The sequence below is a fragment of the Nitrospinota bacterium genome, from assembly GCA_016217735.1.
GTDB lineage: Bacteria > Nitrospinota_A > UBA7883 > JACRGQ01 > JACRGQ01 > JACRGQ01.
The window spans coordinates 1-15,781 of the sequence record JACRGQ010000065.1 but is presented as its reverse complement, the minus strand read 5'-3'; the positions used below and the strand labels follow the sequence as shown (position 1 = coordinate 15,781).

Genomic DNA, 15,781 nt, shown 5'->3' with positions numbered 1-15,781 from the left:
CTGTTATTTATCCGGCTGGCGGGAGATGCGGGCGCCGACTTTTTTCAGCTTCTCTTCTATCCTCTCGTAGCCGCGGTCGAGGTGGTAGACGCGCCGGACGGCGGTCTTCCCATTCGCGGCGAGGCCGGCGACGATGAGCGAGGCGCTGGCGCGCAGATCGGTAGCCATCACAATGGCGCCGGAGAGCGATGGCACTCCATGCACGAAAGCGTTGGCCCCCTTCAGACGGATGTCGGCCCCCAGGCGGCGCAACTCCGCCACATGCATGTAGCGGTTCTCAAAAACCGATTCGTGTATCACGCTGGTGCCATCCGCGACGGTCAGCACCGCCATCGCCTGTGCCTGCATATCGGTGGGAAAGCTGGGGTGCGGCGCGGTTTCGATGTCCACCGGGGCGGGGCGTTTCGGGCCTGTCACTTCTATCCAGCCGTTCCCTTCGGTGATTTTGCATCCCATTTCAACGAACTTGTGCGTTACCGCTTCGAAGTCCGGCGGGTTGCACCGGTTGATGCGGAGCGAGCCGCCGGTGATGGCGGCCGCCGCGATGAACGTGCCGGTTTCTATCCGGTCTGGAATGATGGCGGTCTCCACCGCCTTGAGCGGACGCTTGCCGGTGACGGCTATCCGGCCGGTGCCGGCCCCCTTGATATCCGCCCCCATGCGGACGAGCAGATCGGCCAGGAAAACCACTTCCGGTTCTTTGGCGCAGTTTTCCAGGATGGTGGTTCCCTCGGCGGCCAGCGCCGCCATCATCACGTTGGCTGTGCCGGTGACGGTAACGATATCGAAATAGATTTTCGCCCCATGCAACCCGCCGGGGGCGCTGATGTTGACATACCCCTCATCCAGCGTAGTGTGCGCCCCCATCGCCCCGAATCCCTTAAGATGGAGGTTGATGGGGCGCTCGCCTATGGCGCAGCCGCCCGGCTGGCTCACGCGGGCCTTGCCCATCCGGGCCAGCAGCGGCCCCATCACCAGGCAGGATGCGCGCATGGTGCGCACGAGGTCGTAGGACGCTTCATAGCTTTTCAGGCCGCCGGTATCAACAACGACCACCCCTTTTTCCGGACGGGTGATGGCGGCCCCTAAATCCATGAGCAAGGCGATGATGGTATCGATATCCTTGAGATCCGGCACGTTGGTGAAGGTGAACGAACCGGGACAAAGCAGCGTGGCGGCAAAGGCCGGCAACGACGCGTTCTTCGCGCCGGCGATGGTCACATCCCCTTCAAGGCGGCGGCCCCCTTCGATAACAATCTTGTCCATTCTTCCCCTTCTTTCGCTTACTAATCCGCCACTCTTGTCATTCTGAGCATAGCGAAGAATCCCTTTCCGGAAAGAGATTCTTCGTCGCTTCGCTCCTCAGAATGACATGCATATACGGTTTTTCAACACCAGGCTAACGCCGCTCCGCGCGCACGATACGGTCGTGCCCCGAAATATCCTTGATAAAAACGACATCGGTCCATGGGCCGTCTTCGAAGAATTTTTCCACCGCCGCCTTCTGATCGTAGCCTATCTCGCAGAAGAAGGAACCGCCGGGCTTAAGGTGTCCGGCGCTCTGGGCAACCAGTTCGCGGATGACCGCAAGCCCCCGCTCGGCGGCAAAGAGCGCCAGCGGCGGCTCAAACTTGCGCACTTCCACCTGCAATGTTTCTTTCACGCCATAATCGATATACGGCGGGTTGGATACTATGATGTCGAACGGGCCGGGAACGGCCGTGAAAATATCCGATTGAACGAACGATATATTGGCCGCTTCCAGCCGGGCGGCGTTTTCCCGCGCGATGTCCAGCGCGTCCGCCGAAAGGTCGATGGCCGTAACGCGCCATTCGGGGCGCTCCAACCCAAGCGAAATGGCGATGCAGCCGCTGCCGGCGCCGACGTCGGCGACGGCAAGCGCCGCGCCGCGCGGAAAAAGCCTCAGCACCGCCTCCACCATCTCCTCGGTTTCGGGGCGGGGAATCAGCACGGCCGGTCCCACCCTGAACGTATGATTGTAAAACTCTTTTTTGCCGGTGATGTAATGGACCGGCTCGCCGGCGGCGCGGCGGGCGATACGGCGGCGGAAAATATCGGCGGTGCCGGTGGGAAGCGTGGCGGGCGGATCAAGCAGCATCCTGGCACGCTCGATCCCCAGCAAATCGGCCAGCAGCAATCCCGCGTCCAGCTCCGGCGTGCGGCAACGGGCGGCGGTGAGCGCCCTTTTTCCCTCCGTCAGCAGGGTGGTGAATTCGTTAATGAGCTGGATCATCGGCGGTTCCCGGCGCGGCGTTGGACAGCAACGCGGCGTGAAAAGCTTTGCGGCAGGTGTCGGCCATATCGTCCATATCCCCCATCATGATTCCCTGTATGTTGAAAAAGTTCTCGTTGATGCGGTGGTCGGTCACGCGTCCCTGGGGAAAATTGTAGGTGCGTATTTTTTCGCTGCGGTCGCCGCTGCCGATTTGCGAGCGGCGCTGGGCGCTCTGCTTTTGGCGGTCCTGCTCCTGATAAAAGTCCTGCAGGCGGGAGAGGAGCACGCGCATGGCCTTCTGGCGGTTCTTGATCTGGGATTTTTCATCCTGCATCGAGACCACCATGCCGGTGGGAAGATGGGTGATACGCACCGCGCTGTCGGTGGTGTTCACGCTCTGGCCGCCGGGGCCGCCGCTGCGGAACACGTCGATGCGGAGTTCCGCGGGATTTATCTGCACCTCTTTTTCCTCCGCCTCGGGCAGCACCGCCACGGTGACGGTGGAGGTGTGGATGCGCCCCTGCGTTTCGGTTTTCGGCACGCGCTGCACGCGATGCACCCCCGATTCGTAGCGGAACAGGCCGTAGGCCCCCTTCCCCTCGATGGTGGCGATAACTTCTTTCACGCCGCCCGCGTCGTTGGCGCTCACGCTCATGGTTTCCACCTTGAACCCCCGCTTTTGGGCGAAGCGGGTATACATATTGAAAAGCTCCGCGGCGAAGAGGCCCGCCTCGTCGCCGCCGGTGCCGGCGCGTATTTCCATGATGAGGTTCTTTTGGTCGGCGGGGTCTTTGGGGACGATAAGCTCTTTGAGGCGCGTTTCCAGGGCCGCCATCCGCTCCTTGATCTGGCGGTTTTCGTCACGCGCCATCGCCGCCAGTTCGGCATCCCCCTCGGCGGCCAGTTTCTCGTTTTCCTTGAATGACGTTTCCGCCTTCACGTACTCGCGGTACGCGGCGACCATCTCCACCAGATCGGCCTGCTCCTTGCCCAGCTTGCGGAACAGTTCCTGATTGGCGATGGTGGCGGGCTGGCAAAGAAGACCGCTTAACTGCTCGAAACGTTTTTCGACTTCCTTGAGTTTTTCAAACATGGCGGGAATGGGCTAATGGGTGGCGGGGGCGGCGGCGCGCGCCGTCCCGTTTGCCGCATGGCAAACGGGACGGATGATCGCCATCGCCGTTATTTCTGTTCCGCTTTGGCAACGCGGCGGCGGAACTTTTCCACGCGCCCCGCGGTATCCACCAGCTTCTGGGTGCCGGTGTAAAACGGGTGGCAGACCGAACAGATGTCCAGGTGGATCGTCTTCGCCGTGGCGTTGGTTTCCAGCACGGATCCGCAACCGCAGATGATCTTGGCCGGGCCGTATTCCGGGTGAATTCCCTGTTTCATGTATTTCTCCTCACTCTAAAGCGTGTAATTGTACTATTAAGCGTTCATGGCCGCAAGGAACTTCGCGTTCGTCTTGGTCTGCCGCATTTTATCCAACAAAAGCTCCATCGCCTCCACCGGATCCATCGGTTGGAGAACCTTGCGCAACAGCCAAACGCGCCCCAATTCCTCCGGCGTGAAGAGCAGCTCTTCCTTGCGGGTGCCGGAGCGGGTGATGTCGATGGCCGGGAAAACACGGCGGTCGGCCAATTTCCGGTCAAGGTGTATTTCCATGTTGCCGGTTCCCTTGAATTCCTCGAAAATCACGTCATCCATCCGGCTGCCGGTTTCGATGAGGGCGGTGGCGATGATGGTGAGGCTCCCCCCCTCCTCGATATTGCGCGCCGCGCCGAAAAAGCGCTTGGGCCGCTGGAGCGCGTGGCTGTCCACGCCGCCGGAGAGCACCTTGCCGGACGGGGGCACCACGGTGTTGTATGCGCGGGCAAGGCGGGTGATCGAATCAAGCAGGATCACCACGTCGCGTCCGTGCTCCACCAGCCGCTTGGCTTTTTCGATGACCATTTCGGCCACCTGCACATGGCGCTGGGCCGGTTCGTCGAAGGTGGAGGCGATAACCTCCCCTTTCACCGAGCGCTCCATGTCGGTAACTTCTTCGGGACGTTCGTCGATGAGGAGCACGATCAGCGCCACATCGGGGTGGTTTTTGGCTATCGAGTTGGCCATCGCCTGCATCAGCATGGTTTTGCCGGTGCGGGGCGGGGCCACGATGACGGAGCGCTGGCCCATGCCGACGGGCGTCAGCAGATCCATCACCCGCATCGAGAGGTTGCCGTCGTCCGCTTCCAGCCTCAGGCGGCGCTCCGGGTAGAGCGGCGTGAGGTTATCGAACAGCGGGCGTATCTTTTCCAGGTTCGGCGGTTCGCCGTTGATGCTTTCCACTTTCAGCAGCGCGAAGTAGCGCTCCCCTTCCTTCGGGGGGCGGATTTCGCCGGTAACGGTATCGCCGGTGCGCAGATCGAACTTGCGGATCTGCGAGGGGGAAACGTACATGTCGTCCGGGCCGGGGAGATAGTTGCTGGTGGGGGCGCGCAAAAAGCCGAAGCCGTCCGGCAGAATTTCCAGCACCCCTTCCCCGACAATCATCCCCTCTTTACCCTGGGCCACCTGGGTCTTGGTCTGGCCTTCGAGAATTTTAAAAATCAGCTCCTGCTTGCGCAGGCCGCCGGTGCCTTCAATATTCAGTTCTTTGGCGAGGGCGTTGAGATCCAGTACGGTTTTTTTCTTGAGATCGGCGATATTCAGTTCCATAGGTTTTTCCAGTGCGGATAAGGGTCACTTAAAAGGGGGTTTTGGGGGAAGCAGGGGATCCTAACGGTTTCTCCAACAAAATAATAGCTAACGTAATTGGGCGATTCTGCCATTTCCCCCCGATTTTGTCAAACTTTTTCCCACGTGCGTCATCATATTGCCATATTGCCGCGCCCGGCTGGAGGGGATTTTCAATCCATCCCTCCCTCAAAACGGGGAGCCATCTCCTTAACGACCGCCGATTGGGGCGCGCGTTTTTTCAGATCGTCATAATATGGTTTGGCCGCGGCCACCCGGTTGCCATTCAGCTCATACATCATTAAAGCAATCACCGTCGAGTTGGAAGCCTTGCCACGCCGATATTCGTCTTTCAGCGATTTTACCGCCGGATCGGTTTCCGCGGCGCCGGATGTCGATGCGAATTCCTGCGGACCCGCCATTTGCGGAACAGGCCCCTTTGATTCATTGGCGAACAAAGCGATACCGCCCATGCTATGGCTTCCGGCTCCTTTTATTTCACCCGGCTTGTAGCATACCGGCAATTTCTTGCCCATCTTGAGGGATGTGCCTTTGCCCGCCACCATTTTTTCGTTTTCCACGGCAACCTCGCCCGCCCCGGCAACAAGCCATTCCTGGCAGGTGGCATACGCCACGATGGTCACGGCGCCGCCCTTGGAAATCTGGAGCTTATCTTTGGGCGCGATGGACGCGCCCATCTCCAGAAACGTCTTTTTACCGGCCCGCTGGGCGGCTATCTTGCCGCTTGCATCGGTGATGATTCCAAAATCCTGCGCATAACCAGCGCCAGCCAGCGCACACATCATAAGAAATCCGACAACGTACCGCTTCATGATACTTTCTCCTTTAGAGTCTTCAATGAAACCACCTGATAGACTTTAACCTCTTCCTCGCGCCCTTTTACGCGCACCGTATCAACAAATGACGCCTCAACGTCATTTGTTACCCGTTCAAATACGCTCTCCGTTATCAGAATATCCACCCCATAGTTTTTGGTAAGCCCTTCCACGCGGGAAGCAAGATTGGCGCTGTCGCCGATAACCGTATAATCCATTTTTTCATGACAGCCGACATTGCCGACAACCGCCGTCCCCGTATGCAATCCGATGCCGATTTTAAGATGTTCCACGCCGGGGAAAAGATTTCCCTCGGCATTCAGCCGCTCCAGTTCCTCCCGCATCGCCAACGCCCCGCGCACCGCCTCCAGCGCTCCCTGATTCGGCAACGCATTCGGCGCTCCATACAAAGCAAGGATGCCGTCTCCGAGATAGCGGTTCACATAGCCGCCCGATGCGGTAATCGCCCCCGTCATGGCCCCCAGGTATTTGTTAAGGCCCGCCACCGTGGTTTTAGAATCCAGCTTTTCGCTCAACGTCGTAAAGTTGCGAATATCGGTGAACATGATGGTGAGCGTCAGTTCCGTCCCTTCAAAATTTATCTTCCCCGGATTTTTTAAAATCTCTTCCATCACCGAGTGGCTCACATATGACCCAAAATAGCGCCGCAACAGCTTGAAGCGGTTCGCCTCATCCAGATACCGGTAGCCGCCGCAAACCACCGCGGGCACCATGATTCCGAAAACCATGGGGGATAATGGGATGACAAGATATGAGGAAAAACCGGCAACCGCGGCAAGCATATACAAAAGCATGAGGGCCGCCGATCCCGCCAATGTCAGCATCGGAGCCAGGACTATACTCATAACCGCAGTGAGGATGGCCAACATGACCAGCAACAGTTTTTGGGATGTGGCCGGCACCTCCTTGATGTGGCGGTCGGACATGAAAGAGAGGACGATCTGCGCCTGTATCAACACGCCCGCCATGAACGACGGCTTGCCGGTGGCGGGGTTAAGCGGCACGGGATGATTATCCGGGAATTTGTCCGATGCCGGCCCGATGAACGCCACCCGCCCCGCAAAGCGCTCCTTGAAATACGCGGCATCCCCCCGTTCGGCGGCATCTAAAGCCTCGCCGAACGAATGAAGCCGCGCCTTGCCGTGGCCCACCCGGTAATCGATCAGCATCTCCCCGTTTGACGATGCGCCGCAGCCGCCCAACCGGCCACAGGTAAATTCCTTCCCCTGTTCCAGTTTTCCCGCTTCGGCAAGCGAGGCCACTAAAGCAAGGCTCGGAATATGGCTCCCGTTTTCATCCATCACGTAAAGCCGCTGCCGCCGAACCTTCCCATCATCATCGGGAAAGAGATTCACATACCCCACGCCGGAAACGGTAAAGAGAAACTTGGGATGCGGCATCTGCGCCCCCACATCCCCCACCTTGAATCCCACAAAAACCGGCACGCCTTTGCCGCGCGCCGCCTTTACCGCTACCAGAAACTCCTTCTCCGGCTGGGGGGCGAACTGCTCTATGGTGATCGCGGGGATAAGGTCGAACACCACCCCTTTCGCGCCGGCGGCCGCAAGCGCATCCACGATCTTCGCAAAATAGCCGTACCAGAGCACCAACGGCACCTTGAGGTTGTCGAGCGTCTCGGTATCGATTCCGATCACCTCAACCTGGGGGAGCGCTTCATCCGTCGGCCGGGTGTTGCGTAACAGAAAATCGTATGCCGCCCGGTCAATAGTGGCGGAAAGCGGGGTAAGGGCCGCAACGAATGCGAGCGCCACCCCCACACAGACAATGACCGCTTTTTTCCCCTTAAAGGGGATGCCCGGGGCGGATAGTAAAAATTTTCCGCCCCTCCCTTTCATCAGCGGCATTCCGCACCTTATTTTCCGAATTTCTTTTGTACCGCGCCGTGCATCTCGCCCATCAAATCCTGAAGCTCGGCAATCGTCGCTTCCAGTTCATCCCACTTGAACGGCTTTTTCTCGGTAACGATTTTTGGGGCTTCCTTCTTCTGCGCGGCCGGAGCTTCTTTCACTTCTTCCTTTACCGCCGGTTTTGCGACAGGGGCATAATTCCCCGCAACCCACTTCCGGATGACGTTCGACTGTATGGCAAAATTCACGCCGGTAATGGCGGAACCGGTGCTCGATGTCCGGGCCGCGCTGGTGTTCATCCCTATCACCGCCCCCGACGAGTCGAACAGCGGCCCGCCGGAATTGCCGTGGTTGATGCTGGCGTCCGTTTGGAACATGTTCTTCCCTTCCACTTTGGAAAGGTTCTTGATGCGCGTGCTCACCGTGCCGGTGGTCAGCGTCCACAAGCCACCCTGTTCGGGATGCCCTATCGCCACCACTTTGTCGCCGACATCCACTTTTTCGGAATCGGCCAAATCCAGCGCGGCGGGATTTTGCGGACGCGCAACGCGCAACAGGGCGATATCAAGCTGCCGGTCATATTTGATGATGGAGGCCGAGCACTGCTCTTTCAGGTCTTCCTGCATATCGCCGGTCACCCGCTCCGGCTTCAGATAAACGGTGATTTCGGAAAGGGGGCGGTTGTCGCCGTCCACGATCACATGGGCGTTCGTCACCACCACGCCGTTATCGATGTAAAAACCGGTTCCGCCGTTAAAGGAACCTTCCTTGACTTTTGCGAAAATCAGCACCACCGAAGGAGCGCCCTTTTTGTATATCTCCGCCGGCTCCATGGCGAACGAGGCCGAAACCGGGAACACGAATAACAGAACCGCGCACAACAGCATTCGTCGCATGCAACCCCCTAAATGTTCGACGTCACTTATTTCTTGCCTTGCCTGGCCAGTTTCTCCTTTGGAATGCAGGCCAACGCATAGGTAACCCCTTTCATATGGCTGGCCACCCCGTCGACATCATACCAGTATTCCTGTATCACCGACTCGTCCATCACCACATCGCTCTCCCAGCCTTTCATGCCGTTTACCACCGTCGCCTTATCGCGGCTTTCAACGCCATTGCGGGTTTCCTCCACGGTAACGGTGGCAACGTTCACGGAAATCGATTTCGCCAATGCGGCGCGGGCATCGTCGGCGGCGCAGGATTTTCCCGCGCTCGCCAAAAAGGAGGGATCGCAGGCGCCGACCGCGCAGATTTTATCGGGATGGATGGTGATGCCGGTCACCCATTTCGGCACCCCCGCTTTATCCACCCCCTGTTTGCGCCCCTCGGCGGGGGCCAGGCTGGGGGCGGGAGCCAAAACCGGTTTCGGCCCCCGCGAAACACAGGCGGCCAGGGCGGCCGCCATGAACAAAGCCGCGATTGCGCACCTCATACCCCTCTCCCCGCCACAGCCGCTTTTAACGCTTGGCCTCTTCCTTCTCCAGCTTTTCAAGCATCTTTTCGGCGTTGGCGCGCACATATTCCTTCATCTTTCCGGTTAACTCCGCTTTCTTGGCGATGGCATCCTTGAAGTTGGCCATGTCCAGCCGCGCCAGCGAATAAAACACACCCGACTGCCTATCCTGACACCGGTCGGCTATCATCACGCCATTCAGGGTTTGTTTCGTCACCGTCTTTTTGACGGTTTCCACATGCTGCTCTTCCGATGCCTTCTCGGCGGCGGAGGTGTGGGCCATATAATCGTTCATGAGAGAAGAAGAATAGACCTCAAAAGTTTTTGCCAATTCGCTGATGGCGCGGTTATCCGACGCCTCGCGCAACAACGCGGGGTTGCCAATGTTGCTGGCCATTCCGGTGCCATAAAACACCTTGCCCAGATCGGCGGGGAACGCCATAGGCCCTTGCGCAATCCAAAGGGGCAATTCGCGCCCATCCGAACAATACGACTTTGGCGGCGGGGGCGGCGCGCTGGCGCATGCGCTAAAAAGAATGCCGGCGAGCACCACACATAACAACTTCACCTGTTTCATCTCATTTCTCCTGTTCCTGGTTTAACGGTCATAGGTTTTGACAAACACATTTTCTTTCCCGCCCATGGCATCCTAAAAAATCCCGTGGCCCCGCCGGGCCGGTAAAAAAACAAAAACACAAAGAAGCCGTGAAGGAATAAAAGCCGCTGATGCCATGCTTTGCATGGCATCAGCGGCGCACTTCCCGCGTTAATTATTGCCTACAACAAGCATCCTATCCTGAACTATTTTTTTCGCGGCCACATCCCACTCCAAGGTTTCCGCCTCCCAGGATACTATCTTCGATTCGGCGTGTTGCGGCTTTCCCACCATGGCGCCGGACTGCACATCGTACAAAACATAATCAAGCGCAAGCGTTCCGTGCGGTGTCCCGTACGCATCCCGCCCGATACGCTGATGCCATTCAAGATAGGCCATCTTTCTGAAACCGTTTTCCCTCGCCCGGGCCAGGCAATTCTGACTTTCATCGCATCCATCGAAGAAGGGTACGCTTTTCCCTAAACCTTTCTGGATATGCGACACCACTAAATTGACCTGCTTTTCCGAGTGGGTCACCCCGTCATTCAGCTTCACATACAACATGACACTATCCCGGTTCCGTTCACGCAAAGCCGTCCGGACATTGATTTCATTTTGCAGCTTCTCACGCCAATTCTGCTTCGTTTGCGCCGAGCTGCTAATATAGGCGAAATCTATCTCCCCCATAAGCACATTAAGGTCGTTGAGTTGCACAAGCGAGGAAAGCAAGGGAAGGTTCGCATCCTTCACCAACTTTTCGTAGGACGTCTGCAAAAGTCCGTATTTGCTCTTATTCAGCTCTCCCTTTTTAACGCGCTCAACCGATTCTACCTCCACCGTTGCCAAGACCCAAAGCACACAATTTCGCTGGTCAAGCCATTTCTCACGCACCTGAAGTCCCTGCAGTGTTTCTTTTATGCTGGTCTCCGTGATTAATTCCACATTCTGCTCGAAACTGCCCATGAAACTCTTGGACGAACTTTTCATCTGGTCTTTCAACGTACTCTTGATTTGCACCGATATTTTTTGTGATAGATCGCGGTAGGCGCTTGCCTTTGCCGCCTCAACCTGCTCCTCTATACTCCCTTTGCGGGCAGCTTGCCCCACACCGGCATACAAACCCGGCTCGTAAAAGCCTTTATCCACCCATGCGGGACGATCCCGCGGGGGTATATAATCGCACCGGTAGTTATCGGCGGCGGCAACTGGGGCCAGCATTGAAAAAAGCCCCATGGCCGCTAAAATCATGCCCACGGTCAATAAAGTGCGTTTCATGCTAATGCCCCGCTTTCCGGCCGATTTGGCGCAACCGCTTCATCAATTGAAAGTCGTTGCAACTTTCGCAGGTTTCCGATGCCGAAGCGGCCACCCGGCCCTCGATGGCATTCACCAGTTGAAAGGTGATAAGCGTCTGATCATCTTTTTTCGTCAGCGTCCCGATTGCCAGAAGCCCGGCTCCGAATTCACGCGTCAATTCCTGGTAACAGGTGTTGCACTCCCCGCCTTTAGCGGATTCCCTTTTAAATATTTCCATGGTCTTCTTGTCAACATCGTCACCGCTCAATACTTCATAGTTGGCTGAAAGCCCCTCCACCAATGCCGCCCTGTATGCCGTGAGTTGTTCGGTGGCAATGCCGCCGCGCAGCTTCATCATGACCACCCGCTCCTTTTTAGCCGTCTTGGTCTCCATCATGCCGTGGGCGGGCGCGGCTGCCGCTGTTTCCTTCGTTTTATGGCCGCTAATCTGGAAAAGTTTTACATCCCCTTTTATGTTCGCGGTGGCAAGGCGGTCCGTTTCCGGGCTGAACGCAACGGCCCTTCCCTTCTCGGCAAGCGGAAGGTTGGTAATCTGCCGCATTTGCGCCACGTCCCACAACCGAACAGTCTCGTCATTGCTCACAGAGGCCATCAACCCGTTATCGGCGCTGATGGCGATGGCGTTTATCTCCTGCAGGTGATTGTCGAGGTCGCCTAATTCCTCTCCGGTGGTGCCGTCCCGCACTTTCACCACGAAACTCCAACTCGGCGCGCCCGCCGCGGTTCTTCGATTCCTGGTATCGCGCTTCACCACCGTGAGGCCAAGGGCAATCAGGCTGTAGTCCTGGGAAAACGTGATGGTGCGGAGTTCCCCGTACTGCGAGGCGGTTTCCATAATGGCGCGCTTTTCCTTCCGCGTGTTCACGTCCCATATGCGTATCGTGTTATCTTCGCTTCCGGACAGAACCTGATTACCCCCGCGGTTGAACAATAAGGTATGAACCTTTTTCTTATGTCCTTCTATGGTGGACAGCAAAGCGCCGTTCCCGATGCTCCACAGATAGATCACGCCGTCATAATCACCCGATGCCAAAATATCCCCCACGGGGGAATACGCAACCGCATACACCCCGTTTTTTTTGTGCTTGAGAAGATTTACCTGTTGGCCGGTATCGAAATCCCATACAACCACATTGCCGGAGCTTAACGCGGCAGCTAAATGCCGCTGGTCGGGGTCTACAGCGATACCGTTAATGTCGCCTTCATTGGTCTGGAAATAGCGCTCCTTCTTCGTCCTCGTATTCCATACGGTAACCTTCCCCTTGGCTCCGTAAACGATGAGACTCTCTCCGTCCGGGGAAAAGACGAGCCCCTTCGGTTCGATGCCGCTCTTATATACTTCCAGTTCGGAAAGGTTGACCGCGCCGGCAGGCACGGCAACGAAAAGCACGGAGATGATGGCCGCCGCTATGATAAGAAGCGCCGCCCTGCTCCCGCCCATCACCGCGGCCGGGAAACGGCGCAAATATTCATTAATCATGATGGAATCCCAACGCTAAAAACAATTTCATTTAGTTTATCGCATTAAACCGATAAGGCGGGGAAGACTTTTTTGGTCTCCCCCGCCCCTCACAACCAAACTAATTCGAGGAAATTGTTTGGTTAAAAATACACTTTCAGCGGAATGCGTATGGCCGTTGAGCTGTAGTCAGTGCTCCCCCCGCCGGAGGTTGAATACTTCTGGCTGCCAACCCCCAACTCGAAGGCAATGGCCACGTTTCGATCGATAAACACGTCAACACCACCTTGGAGTTCATAACCCGAAATAGTCATCGTGCTACCCGCGGATTTCGCACTGCCCGACAGGAAGGATGCGCCGACATATGGCACATATTTGGGATTGTCGAAAAAGAAGTGATACTTGGCGAACGGGCTTATCTGTGTGTTCTGGGAATCTGAACTGCCCGCTTTTTGTCCTGATATAAAAAGGCCGGCCCCTATTTGGAGGTTCTTCGACCAGAAATAGCCATAAGATGCATAAACCATGGTAATCGTCGATTCCTGGCTTCCGGCTGCGCTAGACTTCGAACTGATCGATTGTATCGTAGCGGCAAGTTCGGAGTTGCCTGCCTGTATCCCGTAATCTTCCGCAGCGTATGCGTAACCGCTACAGAGAACCACCGCGCTAAACAATGCATACAATAACCTGCTTTTCACCTGATATCCTCCAACCCAATTGTTAAAATTTCGCACGCCTTGCCACATTCAGGCAGCCGCACTACACACACCCGCCAAGTCGAGAAAGTCCGCGAACATTAGTTCCGCTATCCGCCATCACTGATATCCATGCACATTTAATTTGAGACATAATCCAATAACGGAGAAAAACTGTAAATACGCACATATACTTACTTTAATAAGCAATACTACCTAGGCAGTTGCGGAGCATTTTCGATGACTTTGCATCGAAAATTTCCTCAATTTAATGCGCCTGGAAAATATTTTTATTCCTACAACGTATTGTGGTAACAACATTTGCCTGTACGCTCGCCCCCCATCTAACCCTTCAGCGGTATAGACAAGGGTGCTCTTTATGCACTATCTTCATTCGTATTCATAAATAAAATTTTATGGATTTTGACCGGACGCATTTTTAATGGATTTGGATTATTTGGGGAGCGGGTAAGATGGGTTTTCGAATTTTATTTTTTCAAAGAAGAAAGTTCCCCGCCGCTATCATGGCCGGAATTTCCCTCCTTGCCGCCCTTAAGCCTGAGGCGGCGAACGGCCTGGTGCCGCGCATAACCCGCTTATTGTCCGCCAGGCGGGAGATACTATGACCAACCCGGATACCGCGACGCTTTTCATGGCGGACGATCACCCCATATTCCTTGAGGGGTTGCGCCGCATCATCGATAAAAAACGGTTCAGGATTGTCGGCGACGCCGCCAACGGCAAGGAGGCGCTGGAAAAAATTCTGGCGCTGCAACCCGACATCGCCCTCCTGGACATCTCCATGCCGGAACTGACGGGCATCTGCGTGGCGCGCGAACTGCGCAAGCGGAAAATGAAGACGAAGGTTGTTCTTTTAAGCTCCCACGACGACCAGAAACACCTCGACGACGCGATAAAGCTGGACATCCGCGGCTATATGCTGAAAGACAACACCGGGCGGGAACTGGCGGACGCCCTCGCGTATGTGCTGGACGGAAATACCTATATCAGCCCGATCCTTTCCGCGCGGATACTGAAGAATATGACCGCCGCAAAAACACGGAACATCGCCCCGTTAACCGCGGCGGAAAAGGGGATTCTTGCCCTGCTGGCGGAAAACAAGACCAGCCAGGAGATCGCCTCGATCCTCCATTGCAGCCCAAGAACCGTAGAAACCCATCGCGCCAATATCTGCGGGAAACTACAACTAAAAGGCCATAACGCGTTACTCAATTTCGCGCTAAAGCACCTAAAAAAATAACCCTCAACCCGCTGGATGGGCTGCTGGCGCTGGCGGTGACGCTGGTGGGGGACGCCCTGCGCGATCGCCTCGACGTGAAACGCCGCTAGTACCCCGTGCGCGGGGCGGTAGTGGTTCAGTTTGAAATTAATGTTTGAATGGAGCACGAGATTGCTTCGCTAACGCTCGCAATGACAGCAATTTGTCATTGCGAGGCCATCGAAGATGGCCGCGGCAATCTCAAACTGATGCACTACCCGCGGGGCGGCGCGCTGTTCTTATTGGCGGGTTGGGGGTATAATTTGAGTAGAGAATATCGGGAGGTTCTATGACGGAAAAAGAGACCGTTGCGGTAGAGAGCGACTACCATCTCGTGTACGTCCGAACCGGTTTCGTATGCCTTCTGCACTGGGTGATCGTCGCCTCGATCACGACTCTCGTCGTGACCGGCCTGTACATCGGCGACCCCGCGCTGCTGGCAGGCAAAGGGGAGGCGTGGCAGACCTTTGTAATGGCGAAAGTCCGCCTCGTTCACTTCTTCGCGGCCACCGGCCTCTGCATCGCCATGTTGCTGCGGTTTTACCATTCCATCAGCCCCACCACGCGGCACGACATCATGGAGTTCATCCCCACCCCGTCGAACGTCATGGCGGCGCTCAAACTCATGAAATTTTACGCCACCGGCGTGGGGGATCACGCCCATTACCGCTACCTGAACCCGCTGGGCGGCGTATCGGTTTTCGTGATGGTCTGTTTTTTCGTCTTCGAAATCGCCACCGGCTTCACCCTCTACTCCCAGCAGGCCAACCCGATAACCTGGAGCTGGATGCTCTGGTTCCCCCATACGATGGAATGGGCCTTCCGCGGCATGAACAACGTCCGGCTGCTGCACCATCTCGTGATGTATGTGTTGATCGCGCAGGTGGTGATCCATATCTACCTGAAGGTCTACGTGGACATCATGTACCGCGAATCGGATATCGCCTCCATCATCGCGGGCTATAAGGTGTTCCATAAGGACGTGGTCGCCAGACATGCCGACCGCTTCTCCGGCCGCACGTGGTACCACGGTTGACACCCCCGGCTTCCCGCGCATGACCAAAGAACGCGGCGCGATGGAAGGGCGGTTGCGCGCCTTCTTTGAGGGGCTGGCGGATTTCCACCGGATGAAGATGATCGACCTCCTGCTGGAACGGGAGATGAACGTGACCGCGATCTGCGCCCACTTTGCGATGAAACAGCCCTCCGTGAGCCATCACCTGTCCGTGCTCAAAAAGGGGGGGATCGTGAAAACCCGCCGGCAGGGGAAAGAAATCCTCTACTCGGTCAACCGGAAGTACATA

At 56.6% G+C, this 15,781-nt stretch carries 16 protein-coding genes; 3 read left to right on the top strand and 13 right to left on the bottom strand.

Annotated features, from left to right (window positions below):
- Positions 1 to 3: 3 nt before the first annotated feature.
- The 13 genes from murA to HZA03_10685 all read right to left on the bottom strand — a co-directional run bounded on the left by murA (position 4) and on the right by HZA03_10685 (position 13,201).
- Positions 4 to 1,266 carry a UDP-N-acetylglucosamine 1-carboxyvinyltransferase gene (gene murA / locus HZA03_10745; GenBank protein ID MBI5638436.1) on the bottom strand — a complete coding sequence of 421 codons (1,263 nt, stop codon included), beginning with the start codon at positions 1,264 to 1,266 and terminating at the stop codon, positions 4 to 6.
- Between the two features lie 133 nt (positions 1,267 to 1,399).
- Entirely contained in the window at positions 1,400 to 2,254 is an 855-nt protein-coding gene (gene prmC / locus HZA03_10740; protein ID MBI5638435.1) for a peptide chain release factor N(5)-glutamine methyltransferase, read from the bottom strand.
- Positions 2,238 to 3,329, bottom strand: a complete 1,092-nt coding sequence (gene prfA / locus HZA03_10735) for a peptide chain release factor 1 (protein MBI5638434.1) — start codon at positions 3,327 to 3,329, stop codon at positions 2,238 to 2,240. Before prfA ends, prmC begins: the two co-directional genes overlap by 17 nt.
- 89 nt (positions 3,330 to 3,418) lie before the next feature.
- Complete coding sequence (rpmE, locus tag HZA03_10730) at positions 3,419 to 3,628, bottom strand: 50S ribosomal protein L31 (GenBank protein ID MBI5638433.1); 210 nt, start codon at positions 3,626 to 3,628, stop codon at positions 3,419 to 3,421.
- A 36-nt stretch (positions 3,629 to 3,664) separates the two neighbouring features.
- Positions 3,665 to 4,930 (bottom strand): transcription termination factor Rho, encoded by a 1,266-nt coding sequence (gene rho, locus HZA03_10725; protein ID MBI5638432.1) that lies wholly within the window; start codon positions 4,928 to 4,930, stop codon positions 3,665 to 3,667.
- A gap of 197 nt (positions 4,931 to 5,127) precedes the next feature.
- Positions 5,128 to 5,787, bottom strand: a complete 660-nt coding sequence (locus tag HZA03_10720; GenBank protein ID MBI5638431.1) for a hypothetical protein — start codon at positions 5,785 to 5,787, stop codon at positions 5,128 to 5,130.
- The gene (locus HZA03_10715) at positions 5,784 to 7,676 is read right to left on the bottom strand and encodes an adenylate/guanylate cyclase domain-containing protein (protein ID MBI5638430.1); all 1,893 of its coding nucleotides are present in this window, start codon (positions 7,674 to 7,676) and stop codon (positions 5,784 to 5,786) included. The genes HZA03_10720 and HZA03_10715 overlap by 4 nt, the downstream gene beginning before the upstream one ends.
- Before the next feature lie 8 nt (positions 7,677 to 7,684).
- A complete protein-coding gene (locus tag HZA03_10710; GenBank protein ID MBI5638429.1) occupies positions 7,685 to 8,575 on the bottom strand; it encodes a trypsin-like peptidase domain-containing protein in 891 nt (296 codons plus the stop codon).
- A 26-nt stretch (positions 8,576 to 8,601) separates the two neighbouring features.
- Positions 8,602 to 9,111 carry a hypothetical protein gene (locus tag HZA03_10705; GenBank protein ID MBI5638428.1) on the bottom strand — a complete coding sequence of 170 codons (510 nt, stop codon included), beginning with the start codon at positions 9,109 to 9,111 and terminating at the stop codon, positions 8,602 to 8,604.
- Between the two features lie 25 nt (positions 9,112 to 9,136).
- Positions 9,137 to 9,574 carry a hypothetical protein gene (locus HZA03_10700; GenBank protein ID MBI5638427.1) on the bottom strand — a complete coding sequence of 146 codons (438 nt, stop codon included), beginning with the start codon at positions 9,572 to 9,574 and terminating at the stop codon, positions 9,137 to 9,139.
- A gap of 324 nt (positions 9,575 to 9,898) precedes the next feature.
- Positions 9,899 to 11,002, bottom strand: coding sequence for an LPP20 family lipoprotein (locus HZA03_10695; protein MBI5638426.1), 1,104 nt, complete (start codon positions 11,000 to 11,002; stop codon positions 9,899 to 9,901).
- 1 nt (position 11,003) lies between these two features.
- The gene (locus tag HZA03_10690) at positions 11,004 to 12,524 is read right to left on the bottom strand and encodes a WD40 repeat domain-containing protein (protein MBI5638425.1); all 1,521 of its coding nucleotides are present in this window, start codon (positions 12,522 to 12,524) and stop codon (positions 11,004 to 11,006) included.
- A gap of 122 nt (positions 12,525 to 12,646) precedes the next feature.
- Positions 12,647 to 13,201 carry a hypothetical protein gene (locus HZA03_10685; protein ID MBI5638424.1) on the bottom strand — a complete coding sequence of 185 codons (555 nt, stop codon included), beginning with the start codon at positions 13,199 to 13,201 and terminating at the stop codon, positions 12,647 to 12,649.
- Between the two features lie 619 nt (positions 13,202 to 13,820).
- On the opposite strand from HZA03_10685, the gene HZA03_10680 reads away from it, so the two are divergent.
- From HZA03_10680 to HZA03_10670, 3 genes are all read left to right on the top strand, one after another.
- Complete coding sequence (locus tag HZA03_10680) at positions 13,821 to 14,459, top strand: response regulator transcription factor (GenBank protein MBI5638423.1); 639 nt, start codon at positions 13,821 to 13,823, stop codon at positions 14,457 to 14,459.
- A 307-nt stretch (positions 14,460 to 14,766) separates the two neighbouring features.
- The gene (cybH, locus tag HZA03_10675; protein ID MBI5638422.1) at positions 14,767 to 15,513 is read left to right on the top strand and encodes a Ni/Fe-hydrogenase, b-type cytochrome subunit; all 747 of its coding nucleotides are present in this window, start codon (positions 14,767 to 14,769) and stop codon (positions 15,511 to 15,513) included.
- Positions 15,514 to 15,532: 19 nt separating this feature from the next.
- On the top strand, positions 15,533 to 15,781 hold a 249-nt coding region (locus tag HZA03_10670), incomplete at its 3' end, for a winged helix-turn-helix transcriptional regulator (GenBank protein MBI5638421.1).